Raw genomic sequence first — 13,138 nt, forward strand, 5'->3', positions numbered from 1 at the left:
CAACGCTGTCGATTGTCTGAGATTTCCGCTTTATGCAAACCGCTTACACCGTCCTTATCCTGCTGATGCTGGTCAGCGTCTCGCGGCTGGTCGGACGGGTCATCCCGCTGCCGCTGCCCCTCGTGCAAATCGCCGCCGGTGCCTTGCTGGCCTGGCCAACACTGGGCCTGCACGTGGCGCTGGACCCCGAATTGTTCCTGTTTCTGTTCCTGCCGCCGCTGCTGTTTTCCGACGGTTGGCGCATGCCCAAACGCGAATTCTGGCATCTGCGCGGGCCGATCCTGACGCTGGCGGTTGGCCTGGTGCTGTTCACCGTGGTCGGCGCCGGGTACTTCATTCACTGGCTGTTGCCGAGCATTCCGTTGCCGGTGGCCTTTGCGCTGGCCGCTGTGCTCTCGCCGACCGACGCCGTGGCGGTCTCGGCGATCTCGCAGAACCGCTTGCCGACACCGCTGATGCACATCCTGCAAGGCGAGGCGTTGATGAACGATGCCTCGGGTCTGGTGACGTTCAAGTTTGCCTTGGTGGCGGCGGTGACCGGGGTGTTCTCGCTGGCCAATGCCAGCCTGACGTTCGTGTTGGTGGCGGTCGGGGGCTTGGCCGTCGGCGTCGCGCTGAGCTGGCTGGTCGGGCGCTTGCGCGCGTGGATGATCGCCCGTGGCTGGGACGATCCGGCCACCCACGTGGTGTTCATGTTGCTGCTGCCGTTCGCCGCCTATGTATTGGCCGAGCGACTGGGCGCATCGGGAATTCTTTCGGCCGTCGCGGCGGGGATGATGCAGAGCTGGCTCGATCTGCTGCCGCGGCAGACCAGCACCCGGCTGCTCAATCGCAGCGTGTGGTCGTTGCTGGAATTTGCCTTCAACGGTCTGATCTTTCTGCTGCTGGGTCTGCAATTGCCGGACATCATCAAAGCGGTAGTTAGCCACGAACCGACGTTGTGGCCGACGCTGATGTATCGCGGCCTCGACGTGATGGCGATTTTCCTCGCGCTGGTGCTGTTGCGCTTTATCTGGGTGCAGAGCATCTGGCGTTTGTCGGTGCTGCTTCGACGGCTGCGCGGCAAGGGTGATCTGACGCAAGTACCGACCGCGCGATCCTGCTGGTTGCTGACTGTCGGCGGAGTGCGCGGGGCGGTGACGCTGGCCGGTGTGATGTCAGTGCCGATGTTGATGGGGGCCGAGGCGTTCCCCGAGCGTGATCTGCTGATCTTCATCGCCGCCGGGGTGATTCTGTTGTCGCTGATTTGCGCCTGCATCGCCTTGCCGTTGCTGTTGCGTGGCATCGAGAAAAGCCCGGACGACAAGCGTCGCCAGGAAGTACGGGATGCCTGGCGCAAGACCGCCGAGGCGGCGATCCATGCGCTGGAAACCGAAGAGGTCGGTCCGCAGGATGCTGCGCAGGCCGCGCTCTCGGCGGAACTCAAGGCGCGAATCATGTCCGAGTATCGCCATCAGCTCGACGTCTTCAACGACTCCGCCGAAGCCCAGGCGCTGGCGTTCCAGATGGATCTGCTGGAGCGCCGTCTGCGGCTCAAGGCGCTGCGTGCGCAGCGCCTTGAGCTCTATAGTCTCAGTCGTCAGCACCAGATCGGGGATGACGTGTTGCGCGAAGTATTGGCGGACCTGGATTTAAGCGAAGCGAATCTGGGTCAGGTCAAATAGCTGTTCGCTGTCGGATGACCTTACTGGCTCGTTTCTGCAGGATAGGGATAGGCCTCCGACATGAAGGCTTTATCCTTATCGCTCAAACTGAAATTTAAAAGGTTCTGGAAGTCGCCTTGTGTCCAGGACTGATAAATGACGTAGTGCATGATCGATTTTCGGTCGTACTCCGAATAAATGCTTGCGTTGGGATCTGCGCGATCCAGATACCATTGGTGCAGTCTTTCACGCGCCTCTCTGCCTTCAGAGTCATCATCTTCCGGGTTTTCGGTGATCCCAAATTGAGCATAGATGGCTGGCTTGTCCCAAGGAATGTTTGCCGTGGGATTGGTCTGTTCATGCTCCGCGCCCAGCATATGACCGAACTCATGCATGACATTGGCTGCGAAGTAGCGTGCCTGACTGGGTGGGTGGGGCCAGAGTGTCATGGTCGGCTCATCGGCATATAACAGAGCATCTGTACCTATCCGAGAGGAAAACGTCCCTTCCTCACTGAGTATGCGGATGTCGCCCACTTGACCCTCGACGAAATCGAATCTCAAGTTGATGTGCGGCAACCAGTTGCTGGCAGCGGCGATGGTCGCGTCCTTGAATTCCTGAGTGCCGTTGAGGAAGGCGATGCGAAGTGTGCTGCCGGGAGTCCAGAATTTTGCCGGATTGTTTTTAGCCCACATTTTTCTGAGTCTCCCGAGTGCATTTGATGTTGTGCGAGAAGAGTGCCGTTTCGGTTTTTTTGCTTGGCTGACGCCAGGTTAAGTGCATAAGTGAACATCCATGTTTTAATTCCATATTTAACTTGTCGAGTTGCTTGTTGTTTCCGACAAGTCGCTTTTTTTGAAGAGTGCTAGGTGCTGGGCTTGAATAGATAAACTTAAGGTGTGTACGGTTTTATGACCGGTTACCGTGCCAGCAGAACTGGCATGGCTATGACTGGCGATTGACGAACGCGCGAATCCGCTCTGCAGCCTCGACGCTCTCAGCCAGCGGCGAACTTGATTTGAGCGAAACCAATGTCGGCACAGTGAAGCAAGACGGTGCGGGCGTTTGAGTATTTGCCCGGGTCAGCGAGGATAAACGCTACGCGCCAAGTGTTTATCCTTTTCACTTAACTCCATGTTTTCACCGACTTCAAATACGCCATCAGTCCAATCCTTGTCAATCGAATAGTGCATGATCGATTTGGAGTCGTAGGCGGTGACAGTCATTGGTTCGTTGATCTGGTTGAAGATGTTGTGGTCAATAGACTCTCGGCTCCAGCCTTCTTCCTCCATGTAGTACTTGTAGACCTTTGGCTTGTTCCAAGGGATTTTTATATCCGGGTGCAGATGTTCGTGCTGAAAACCCAGGGCATGACCAAATTCGTGTAATACCGTGGATCGAAAGAACTCGGTATCTGGCTTGTCAGCAATGTGCATGGTTGGATCTGCCGGATCGACGAGAAGCGCTTCGGTCCCGATTGCTGAGCTGTTGAAACTGGTTTCGGTCTTGATACGAATATCTGCTTTGGGATCGCTGGTGAATACAATGTTCAGATTGATATAGCTCGCCCATTCTCGAATCACTCTTATATATTCCCAGCGAACGGCTTTTGACATGTCATCAAGAAAAGTCACAGTAAGTGTATGGAATGCTTTCCATAACCTTCTATCAAGGGCTACACCCTGTAACGAATTTTCTTGGCAGGGAATGTTGAGGGCTTTTGGGGTTAATGTTTTACAGAATTTTTTGGGCATTCTTTAAATCCTTTTCAAGTGATGCGTCGGCTTGCTGGGCGATTTGTAAAAGCGTCCACATGGAGTATTTTGGTCGTTGTCTTAACCGCGAGTGACGAGCGTACGATCTGGTTGCGCAGCATCGACGCATTCAATCAAGGCACAGTGAAATAATGCAGTCGCGGTATTTGGCTGTGTCTTCAAGTATCGAATTAAAGATCCTGATGTTCACAGCTCGAGCAGCTTTTTACTGTTGATGATTTTTTTCGTGATTCAACGCGGGTAGATCAATCGCATGAGCTGTTTGTCTTTCTCGCTGATTTCGCGATTTATCGGGTTTTCCCAATTGCCAAGCGTCAAACTGTTGGAAACCGGATGATGCATGATGGATTTTCGATCGTATGGCAAGTAAAGCGCATCGGCATCGTTAAAAGGGGTAAATATGTTGTCGTCAACTTGGCCTGGCGACAGAGGATCTAACGGTCTGTTCTGGTAGTAGTTGTAAACGTTTTCTTTGTTCCAGGGGATTTGCGCCTTGGGGTGCTGGTGTTCGTGCATCGCGCCCAGTGCGTGGCCAAACTCATGCATGACGACCGTTTCGAAGTCTTCGTGTTCGGGGTCGATGCCAAGCCACATGGTTGGCGAGTCAGGAAACATATCCAGTGCGTCGGTGCCCAGAAATGAACTGTTCCCAACGCCTTCTGTGGAAATTCGGATGTGACCCTCTACGCCCTCGACGAACTCAAATTTCAAACTGATATAAGGCAGCCAGCGTTCGGCGGCGGCAATGATTTTCTTTTTGTGTTCCGGAGTTGGATTGTCCATGAAAGCTATTTTCAGGGTGTGTCGGCTTGGCCAAAGTTTGGAGTAGTGCACTAAAGCACGTTTTTTTCGGCTGTTTTCGAGACTCTTGGGTTTTGGCTCTTTAGTCGGTTTTTGAAGGGTGCAATATTGAAAGTTGTCCATGCTTTGTCTTGCTCCTTGATTTGTCTTTTTGGTTGTTTCGCACATGCAAAAAAAACACTGCGCGAGATTAAGCTTCGGGCAGTGTCTGGAGTAGTCGTAAAGTGGTTTTAAATGTAACTTGAGGGGCATGTCCGTGCCAGATGACTGGCACGGATAATAAAAAACTCAGTGTTGGCGGGTGATGAAGTCGCGGATCCGTTCTGCTGCTTCAACACATTCAGCCAAAGGCGCAACCAGTGCCATGCGCACGCGCCCGGCACCCGGATTCACGCCGTCGACCTCGCGCGACAGATACGAGCCCGGCACAACGGTAACATGCTCCTGTTCGAACAGGTCGCGGCAGAACGCGGCATCGTCGCCGGCCACATTCGGCCACAGGTAGAAACTGCCATCCGGGCGCTGCACGTCCAGCACCGGGCTGAGAATCTCCAGTACCGCATCGAACTTCTCGCGATACAGCGCACGGTTGGCGCGAACGTGCACTTCGTCATTCCACGCGGCAACGCTGGCCAGTTGGGTTTGCACCGGCATCGCGCAGCCGTGGTAGGTGCGGTACAGCAGGAAGCCTTTGAGGATGTCGGCATCACCAGCCACGAACCCGGAGCGCAGGCCCGGCAGGTTGGAGCGCTTGGACAGGCTGTGGAACACCACGCAACGCTTGAAGTCCTTGCGGCCCAGTTCAACGCAGGCGCTGAGCAGGCCCGGAGGCGGGGTCTGTTCGTCGAAGTACAGTTCGCTGTAGCACTCGTCGGCGGCGATCACGAAATCGTATTCGTCGGCCAGGGCGATGAGTTTTTTCAGCACATCGACCGGGATCAGCGCGCCGGTCGGGTTGCCCGGCGAGCACAGAAACAGGATCTGGCAGCGTTTCCAGATGTCCGGCGACACGGCGTCGAAATCCGGGTTGAAGCCGTTTTCGTCCAGGCATGGCAGGTAGTGCGGCTTGGCCCCGGCTAGAAACGCTGCGCCTTCGTAGATCTGATAGAACGGGTTCGGGCTCACCACCAGCGCGTCGTCACCGCGGTTGACCACGGTCTGGGTGAAGGCGAAGAGAGCTTCGCGGGTACCGTTGACGGGCAACACATTACGCGCCGGATCAATCCAGACGCTTGGTACGCCGAAACGACGCTCGCACCAGCCAGCGATGGCTTCGCGCAGGGCCGGGATGCCGAGGGTGGTCGGGTACACCGCCATCTGATCCAGATTGTTCGCCAGCGCTTCGGCGACAAAGCCTGGCGAGCGATGTTTCGGCTCGCCGATCGACAGGGCGATCGGGCGTTTGTCCGGGTTCGGCGTCACGGTGCCGAGCAGGGCGCGGAGCTTTTCGAACGGGTAGGGCTGGAGCTGGTTCAGAGCGTTATTCATGGGGGCCTCGTTCAATGTGGAGAGAACTCCGTGGCGAGGGAATTTATCCCCGATCGGCTGCGCAGCAGTCGCAAAACCATCGCGTGCGGTGTAGCGGATACACCGCGATTGCAGGTTTTTGGGGCCGCTTCGCAACCCATCGGGGATGAATCCCCTCACCACAAAAGCCCCGGGCAGCTATATCTGCCTCCACAGGGATAGTGTGTTAATTCAAATACTGATGCGCGAAAGCTTGATATCCGGTTCCTGATTGACGCTCAGTTGCTCGACGATCGCGTCCTGCAGGCGGCTGCACAGCAGCGGGTCGGAGAGCGGCTGGTTGTGGGCGTCGGTGATGAAGAACACGTCTTCCACGCGTTCACCCAGGGTCGCAATCTTGGCGTTCTGCAGCGACAGGTCGAACTCGAGGAAGATCCCGCCGATCCGTGCCAGCAGGCCCGGGCGATCCGGTGCCGTCAGTTCCAGCACCGTCACCGGACGCTGGGCGTCGTTGTGGATCGTCACCTGCGGCGCAAAGGCGAAGTGCTTGAGCTGGCGCGGCACCCGGCGCTGAATGATTGTCGGGTAATCGTCAGGATTGCGCAGTGCTTCGGTCAGGCCGTCGCGAATCTGTTTGACCCGGGCCGGGTTGTCGCCGATCGAGTCGCCGTCGGTGTCGAGCACGATGTAGGTGTCGAGGGTGAACTGGCTGCTCGAAGTGATGACCCGGGCGTCGTGAATGTTCAGGTTGAGCTGGTCCATCGCGGCCACGGTCACGGCGAAGAAATCGTGCTGGTCCGGGGCGTAGATGAAGATCTGCGTGCCACCTTCGAACTCGCGCTGGGTGGTTTCCTTGATCAGCACCAGCGGACCGCCATCAGCCGGCTGCTGCAGGATCGCGTCACTGTGCCAGGCCACGTCGCCAGCGGTGTGACGCAGGAAATAGTCATCGCCCAACTGCGCCCACAATTGCTCGACGTCGTCCGGATCGGTGCCGCCGCGCACGAGGATGTCCAGCGCCGCACTCTGGGTCTGGCGGATCTGCTCTTCGCGATCCACCGGGTTTTCCAGGCCACGGCGCAGAGCGCGTTTGGTCTCGGTGTAGAGCTGGCGCAGCAGGCTGGCGCGCCACGAATTCCACAGGGTCGGGTTGGTCGCGTTGATGTCGGCCACGGTCAGCACATACAAGTAGTCCAGACGGGTCTCGTCGCTGACGATCTGCGCGAAGTCGTGGATCACCTGCGGGTCGGACAGATCCTTGCGCTGCGCGGTGGTCGACATCACCAGGTGGTTCTGCACCAGCCAGACGATCAGGCGGCTGTCCCACAGGGGCAACTGATGGCGCTGGCAGAACGCTTCGGCATCGACCGCGCCGATGTCCGAGTGATCGCCATGCCGGCCCTTGCCGATGTCGTGGTACAGACCGGCCATGTAGATCAGTTCAGGCTTGGGCAGTTTGGCCATGAGCTTGGCGGCCAACGGGAATTTTTCCGACACCTGGGTGTACTGCAACTTACGCAGGTGCTTGATCAGGTTCAGGGTATGCGCATCGACCGTATAGATGTGGAACAGGTCGTGCTGCATCTGCCCGACGATGAAGCCGAACTCCGGCAGATAGCGCCCGAGGATGCCGTAGCGGTTCATGCGGCGCAGGTTGCGGTGCACGCCGATCTTGCACTTGAACAGCTCGATGAACAGGCTGGTGTTGCGGATGTCGTTGCGGAAATTGTCGTCTATCAGGTGCCGGTTCTCGCGCAGCAGACGAATGGTGTCGGCGCGCACGCCTTTGATTTCCGGCTGCTGGGCCATCAGCACAAAGATCTCGAGCATGGCGAACGGCGTGCGGCGGAACACGTTGTCGTTGCGTGCTTCGATGTAGCCGTCGTGCAGTTGAAAGCGCGAGTTGATCGGCTGCGGCGGCGCTTCGTCTTCCGGGGCGAGGATCACTTCCTCGAAATGCTGAATGATCAGGTCGCTGAGCTGGGCGATGCTCATCACCACGCGGAAATATTGCTGCATGAAGTTTTCGACGGCCTGTTTGGCGTCGTCGCCTTCAAAACCGAGCAGGCCGGCGATGGTCCGTTGATGATCGAACAACAGGCGGTCTTCCGAGCGCCCGGCGAGCATGTGCAGGGCGTAACGCACTTTCCAGAGGAATTCCTGGGAGGACGCCAACAGGGCGTTTTCGCTTTCGACCAGGAAACCTTCGCCGGCGAGGGCGCGCAGGTTCAGGGTGCCGTACTGACGCCGGGCCACCCACAAAATCGTCTGAATATCCCGCAGGCCACCGGGCGAGCCTTTGACGTTGGGTTCCAGGTTGTATTCGGTGTCGTTGTACTTGTGGTGACGGGCCTTTTGCTCGGCGCGCTTGGCCAGGAAAAACTCCTTGGCCGGCCACATGTGCGCGGTGCTGGTGACATCGAGCATGCGCTGGCGCAGACGCTCGGGGCCGCAGATGGTGCGGCTTTCCATCAGGTTGGTGACCACGGTCAGATCGGCGCGGGCCTCTTCGGCGCATTCGTCGACCGAACGCACGCTCTGCCCGACCTCCAGACCGATGTCCCACAGCAGCGTCAGAAAACGCTCGATGGAATCGCGGAAGACTTCGTGATCGGCGCTGTCCAGCAGGATCAGCAGGTCGATGTCGGAATAGGGGTGCAACTCACCACGGCCGTAGCCGCCGACCGCGACCAGCGCGATATCGGCGTCTTCGCTCCAGTTGAACTGCTCCCAGGCCTTTTGCAGGATGTTGTCGACGAACCAGGCACGGTCTTCGATCAGCCGGCGAATGTCGCGGCCACTGCGAAAACGCGTGTCGAGGACCTCGCGAGCCTGGCGGATCGCCTTTTTGAACGCCGCAATGGGACTCGCTTTCAGGGCCAGTTCCGCCTGGAACTGGCCGCGGTCGAAGAGTTCGGGATCCACCTGCGGCATCGATTGGCTTTCCTTCTATAAGGCTGGGAGCGTTCTTGGGATCAGGCCGAGACGCGCGGGATGGTGTCGTCGGCGCGCAGGGTGAAGATCTCGTAGCCGGTGTCGGTCACCAGCAGGGTGTGTTCCCACTGTGCCGAGAGCTTGCGGTCCTTGGTGATCGCAGTCCAGCCGTCGCCCAGTACCTTGGTGTCGGCCTTGCCCTGGTTGATCATCGGTTCGATGGTGAAGGTCATGCCGGCCTTCAGTTCCATGCCGGTGCCGGCGCGACCGTAATGCAGGATCTGCGGCTCTTCGTGGAACACCTTGCCGATGCCGTGGCCGCAGAACTCGCGAACCACCGAGAAACCGTTCTTTTCCGCGTGCTTCTGGATGATTTCACCGATGTCGCCGAGGCGGCAGCCAGGTTTGACGATTTCGATCGCCTTGTACATGCATTCCTGGGTGACCTGCGACAGGCGTTCGGCCCAGACCGGCACTTCGCCAACGTGGAACATGCGGCTGGTGTCGCCGTGGTAGCCGTCCTTGATTACGGTGACGTCGATGTTCAGGGTGTCGCCATTCTTCAGCGGCTTGTCATTCGGAATGCCGTGGCACACCACGTGGTTGATCGAGGTGCAGATCGACTTCGGGTAGCCCTTGTAGTTGAGCGGGGCAGGGATGGCCTGCTGCACGTTGACGATATAGTCGTGGCAGATCTGGTTCAGTTGATCGGTGGTAACGCCCGGTTTGACGTGTTCGGCAATCATTTCCAGCACATCGGCGGCCAGTTTGCCGGCGACACGCATGCCAGCGATGTCCTCGGGGGTTTTGAGGTTGACGGTCATACAGGCTCTCTCTGCGCTCGGAGGCGCTTGCTGATACGGACAGGGTGGCAGGTGTGCGTTTTGCGACCCGGAAAAACCCGATTCTACCAGACGAAAGGCGCAAATCCGCGCCTGCGTGCATCGTCTCTCTCTATACAATGGTGTGCCTGAAGGCGATTCCAAGGGGGCTGCGACCATGTCCCTGGTGCGATTACAGATTCCGGGTTCCGTTTCTGCGCACCCTGTGGTATAAAATGCGCCGCTTTCCGGGGATACCCCGAAAAGCTTAAATCCACACACGTGTCGACACGATGACCTGGGTGCTTTTGGCTTTATGCCACTGGTTGGTCATTGGGATACGTGGAGGCCAAACCCGACTTATTAAGGAACTATCATGTCCCAAGTCAATATGCGCGATATGCTGAAGGCCGGTGTGCACTTCGGTCACCAAACCCGTTACTGGAATCCGAAAATGGGCAAGTACATTTTCGGCGCGCGTAACAAGATTCACATCATCAACCTTGAAAAAACCCTGCCAATGTTCAACGAAGCTCTGACTTTCGTAGAGCGTCTGGCCCAGGGCAAAAACAAGATTCTGTTCGTCGGCACCAAGCGTTCCGCTGGCAAGATCGTTGCTGAAGAAGCAGCACGTTGCGGTTCGCCGTACGTCGATCACCGCTGGTTGGGCGGCATGCTGACCAACTTCAAAACCATTCGTGCTTCCATCAAGCGTCTGCGTGACCTTGAAGTTCAAGCCGAAGACGGTACTTTCGCCAAGCTGACCAAGAAAGAAGCGCTGATGCGCTCCCGTGACCTGGAAAAGCTGGATCGTTCGCTGGGCGGCATCAAGGACATGGGCGGTCTGCCAGACGCACTGTTCGTGATCGACGTTGACCACGAGCGCATCGCGATCACCGAAGCCAACAAGCTGGGCATTCCGGTCATCGGCGTTGTCGATACCAACAGCAGCCCGGAAGGCGTTGACTACATCATCCCAGGCAACGATGACGCAATCCGCGCTATTCAGCTGTACATGGGTTCGATGGCTGACGCAGTGATCCGTGGTCGCAACAATGTTGCTGGCGGCACTGTTGAATTCGCAGCTGAAGAAACTCAGGCTGCAGCTGAGTAATCGACGCCCTGGCGTTGACTCAGTAAGCAAAAAGGGGGCTTGGCCCCCTTTTTGCCACCTCGAAAACCGTTTGTTGGCGCCCACTTGTGGCAGCGCACCTCCTGCATTTGTAACGTGCAGCAGCTACAAGGTGTTTCGGGAAGAATTGAACGCCCGTTCGATCGGGTGGAATGGTTGAAAACCTATCCAAGAGGAATTTGAAAATGGCAGCAATTACTGCAGCGTTGGTTAAAGAACTGCGCGAGCGTACCGGCGAAGGCATGATGGACTGCAAGAAAGCCCTGGAAAAGGCTGACGGCGACATCGAAAAAGCCATTGATGACATGCGTGCTTCGGGCGCGATCAAGGCTGCGAAAAAGGCTGGCAACGTTGCCGCTGAAGGCGCAATCGCAATCAAGGACGACGGTAAGGCTGCCGTTATCCTGGAAGTGAACTCGCAGACGGACTTCCTGGCTCTGCAAGACGACTTCAAAAACTTCGTCGCTGCCAGCGTTGAAAAGGCTTTCGCTGACAAGCTGACCGACGCTGCTCCGCTGATCGCTTCGCAAGAAGCTGCTCGCGAAGCGCTGGTTGCCAAAGTAGGCGAGAACGTCAACATCCGTCGTCTGACCCGTATCGAAGGTGACGTTGTAGGTTCGTACCTGCACGGCAACAAGATCGGTGTTGTTGTGGCTCTGAAAGGCGGTGACGTCGAGCTGGCCAAAGACATCGCGATGCACGTAGCTGCCAGCAACCCTGAGTTCCTGCTGCCTTCGCAAGTTTCGGCTGAAGCGATCGAGCGTGAAAAAGCTGTGTTCCTGCAGCTGAACGAAGAGAAGATCAAAGGCAAGCCAGAAAACATTGTTGAGAACATGGTCAAAGGCCGTATCAGCAAGTTCCTGGCAGAAGCAAGCCTGGTTGAGCAGGCGTTCGTCAAGAACCCTGAAATCAAGGTTGGCGAGCTGGCCAAGAAAGGCGGCGCAGAAATCGTTTCCTTCACCTACTTCAAAGTAGGCGAAGGCATCGAGAAGCCGGTCGACAACTTCGCTGAAGAAGTTGCTGCCCAGCTGGCTGCCGCCAAGCAATAAGACGGTTTTTCAACTGTCGCCCGAAAGAGGCTGCCCGCTCACGCGCGCAGCCTCTTTTCAGATGGGGTTACCAATTTTTAATTGGTTTCCACTGGGAACTGACTTACAAAGCCAGGTTCCGATGGCGCTGAAGCAGCGCCAAGCTAGAGTGAACGGCAGCTGTAAAACAGCTTGCACAGAATTTTTTAAATACGCCGCAGGAGAGATTGGCAATGGCTCAGCAGGGCAGTGGTTATCAGGCTCGCTATAAACGCATTCTACTCAAGCTTAGCGGCGAGGCCCTGATGGGCTCGGAAGAGTTCGGGATCGATCCGAAAGTGCTGGATCGGATGGCGCTGGAAGTCGGCCAACTGGTCGGCATCGGCGTACAGGTCGGTCTGGTGATCGGCGGTGGCAACCTGTTCCGTGGCGAGGCCTTGAGCAAGGCTGGCATGGATCGGGTAACAGGTGACCACATGGGCATGCTGGCCACTGTGATGAACGCCCTGGCCATGCGTGATGCGCTGGAACGTGCCAATATCTCGGCCATCGTGATGTCGGCCATTTCCATGGTTGGCGTGACCGATCACTATGATCGTCGCAAAGCCATGCGCCACCTGAACTCCAAGGACGTGGTGATTTTCGCCGCCGGTACCGGCAATCCGTTCTTTACCACGGATTCGGCAGCCTGCCTGCGTGCCATCGAGATCGACGCCGATGTCGTTCTGAAGGCGACCAAGGTCGATGGCGTCTATACCGCTGACCCGTTCAAAGACCCGCATGCCGAGAAGTTCGATCATCTGACTTATGATGAAGTACTGGATCGCAAGCTGGGTGTAATGGATCTGACAGCAATTTGCCTGTGCCGCGACCACAAGATGCCGCTGCGCGTATTCAACATGAACAAGCCTGGCGCCCTGCTGAACATCGTGCATGGCGGCGCTGAAGGCACTCTGATCGAGGAAGGTCAACAATGATCAACGAAATCAAGAAAGACGCTCAAGAGCGCATGCAGAAATCCCTGGACTCTCTGGCCCATGCATTCGGTCAGATTCGTACTGGCAAGGCTCACCCAAGCATCCTGGGCAGCGTGATGGTGCCGTACTACGGCGCAGACACTTCCATCACTCAAGTGGCCAACATCACTGTAAAAGACTCCCGCACCCTGCAAGTCGTCGCTTTCGAGCGCAACATGCTGGCGGCCGTCGACAAAGCGATCCAGAGCGCCGGTCTGAACCTGAACCCGACCAACCTGGGTGAACTGCTGCTGATCTCCATGCCGGCCCTGACCGAAGAAACCCGTAAGGGCTTCACCAAGCAGGCGCGTGCGGCAGCCGAAGATGCGCGTGTTGCCGTGCGCAATATCCGCCGTGATGCGCTGGGCGAGCTGAAAAAACTGGTCAAGGATAAAGAAATCAGCGAAGACGAAGAGCGTCGTGCCACCGCTGAAATCGACAAGCTGACCAAAGACTTCGAGGCCCAGATCACCAAGGCCACGGACGAGAAAGAAAAAGACCTGATGGCCGTATAAGGGTCG

11 protein-coding genes are annotated in these 13,138 nt (G+C 57.2%); 5 read left to right on the plus strand and 6 right to left on the minus strand.

What is annotated here, in order from left to right; translation table 11 throughout:
* The first annotated feature begins 32 nt into the window (after nt 1–32).
* Complete coding sequence (locus LOY52_RS05485) at nt 33–1,664, plus strand: Na+/H+ antiporter (RefSeq protein WP_258678614.1); 1,632 nt, start codon at nt 33–35, stop codon at nt 1,662–1,664.
* 20 nt (nt 1,665–1,684) lie between these two features.
* Here the strand turns inward: LOY52_RS05485 and LOY52_RS05490 are convergent, their stop codons facing one another.
* The 6 genes from LOY52_RS05490 to map all read right to left on the minus strand — a co-directional run bounded on the left by LOY52_RS05490 (nt 1,685) and on the right by map (nt 9,444).
* Nucleotides 1,685–2,338 carry a hypothetical protein gene (locus LOY52_RS05490; RefSeq protein ID WP_258678615.1) on the minus strand — a complete coding sequence of 218 codons (654 nt, stop codon included), beginning with the start codon at nt 2,336–2,338 and terminating at the stop codon, nt 1,685–1,687.
* 387 nt (nt 2,339–2,725) lie between these two features.
* The gene (locus LOY52_RS05495) at nt 2,726–3,397 is read right to left on the minus strand and encodes a M12 family metallopeptidase (RefSeq protein ID WP_258678616.1); all 672 of its coding nucleotides are present in this window, start codon (nt 3,395–3,397) and stop codon (nt 2,726–2,728) included.
* A 252-nt stretch (nt 3,398–3,649) separates the two neighbouring features.
* Nucleotides 3,650–4,342, minus strand: a complete 693-nt coding sequence (locus LOY52_RS05500) for a M12 family metallopeptidase (RefSeq protein ID WP_258678617.1) — start codon at nt 4,340–4,342, stop codon at nt 3,650–3,652.
* A 165-nt stretch (nt 4,343–4,507) separates the two neighbouring features.
* Complete coding sequence (dapC, locus tag LOY52_RS05505; protein WP_258678618.1) at nt 4,508–5,707, minus strand: succinyldiaminopimelate transaminase; 1,200 nt, start codon at nt 5,705–5,707, stop codon at nt 4,508–4,510.
* Between the two features lie 210 nt (nt 5,708–5,917).
* A complete protein-coding gene (locus LOY52_RS05510; protein ID WP_210558092.1) occupies nt 5,918–8,620 on the minus strand; it encodes a [protein-PII] uridylyltransferase in 2,703 nt (900 codons plus the stop codon).
* A gap of 41 nt (nt 8,621–8,661) precedes the next feature.
* The gene (map, locus tag LOY52_RS05515; protein ID WP_007964271.1) at nt 8,662–9,444 is read right to left on the minus strand and encodes a type I methionyl aminopeptidase; all 783 of its coding nucleotides are present in this window, start codon (nt 9,442–9,444) and stop codon (nt 8,662–8,664) included.
* Nucleotides 9,445–9,817: 373 nt separating this feature from the next.
* Between map and rpsB the strand changes: the two genes are divergently transcribed.
* The 4 genes from rpsB (at nt 9,818) to frr (ending at nt 13,132) form a co-directional block, all read left to right on the plus strand.
* Complete coding sequence (gene rpsB / locus LOY52_RS05520) at nt 9,818–10,555, plus strand: 30S ribosomal protein S2 (RefSeq protein WP_003222119.1); 738 nt, start codon at nt 9,818–9,820, stop codon at nt 10,553–10,555.
* Between the two features lie 203 nt (nt 10,556–10,758).
* Nucleotides 10,759–11,622 carry a translation elongation factor Ts gene (gene tsf, locus LOY52_RS05525; RefSeq protein WP_003222121.1) on the plus strand — a complete coding sequence of 288 codons (864 nt, stop codon included), beginning with the start codon at nt 10,759–10,761 and terminating at the stop codon, nt 11,620–11,622.
* A gap of 212 nt (nt 11,623–11,834) precedes the next feature.
* Nucleotides 11,835–12,578, plus strand: a complete 744-nt coding sequence (gene pyrH, locus LOY52_RS05530; protein ID WP_003222124.1) for a UMP kinase — start codon at nt 11,835–11,837, stop codon at nt 12,576–12,578.
* On the plus strand, nt 12,575–13,132 hold the full coding sequence (frr, locus tag LOY52_RS05535; protein ID WP_103520496.1) for a ribosome recycling factor: 558 nt from the start codon (nt 12,575–12,577) through the stop codon (nt 13,130–13,132). Before pyrH ends, frr begins: the two co-directional genes overlap by 4 nt.
* Nucleotides 13,133–13,138: the final 6 nt, after the last annotated feature.

The sequence above is a fragment of the Pseudomonas sp. B21-051 genome (assembly GCF_024748795.1).
GTDB lineage: Bacteria > Pseudomonadota > Gammaproteobacteria > Pseudomonadales > Pseudomonadaceae > Aquipseudomonas > Aquipseudomonas putida_A.

Coding starts and splice junctions, on each gene's coding strand:
- LOY52_RS05485 (WP_258678614.1), top strand. CDS start 33: ATGCAAACCGCTTACACCGTCCTTATCCTGCTGATGCTGGTCAGCGTC.
- LOY52_RS05490 (WP_258678615.1), bottom strand. CDS start 2,338: ATGTGGGCTAAAAACAATCCGGCAAAATTCTGGACTCCCGGCAGCACA.
- LOY52_RS05495 (WP_258678616.1), bottom strand. CDS start 3,397: ATGCCCAAAAAATTCTGTAAAACATTAACCCCAAAAGCCCTCAACATT.
- LOY52_RS05500 (WP_258678617.1), bottom strand. CDS start 4,342: ATGGACAACTTTCAATATTGCACCCTTCAAAAACCGACTAAAGAGCCA.
- dapC (WP_258678618.1), bottom strand. CDS start 5,707: ATGAATAACGCTCTGAACCAGCTCCAGCCCTACCCGTTCGAAAAGCTC.
- LOY52_RS05510 (WP_210558092.1), bottom strand. CDS start 8,620: ATGCCGCAGGTGGATCCCGAACTCTTCGACCGCGGCCAGTTCCAGGCG.
- map (WP_007964271.1), bottom strand. CDS start 9,444: ATGACCGTCAACCTCAAAACCCCCGAGGACATCGCTGGCATGCGTGTC.
- rpsB (WP_003222119.1), top strand. CDS start 9,818: ATGTCCCAAGTCAATATGCGCGATATGCTGAAGGCCGGTGTGCACTTC.
- tsf (WP_003222121.1), top strand. CDS start 10,759: ATGGCAGCAATTACTGCAGCGTTGGTTAAAGAACTGCGCGAGCGTACC.
- pyrH (WP_003222124.1), top strand. CDS start 11,835: ATGGCTCAGCAGGGCAGTGGTTATCAGGCTCGCTATAAACGCATTCTA.
- frr (WP_103520496.1), top strand. CDS start 12,575: ATGATCAACGAAATCAAGAAAGACGCTCAAGAGCGCATGCAGAAATCC.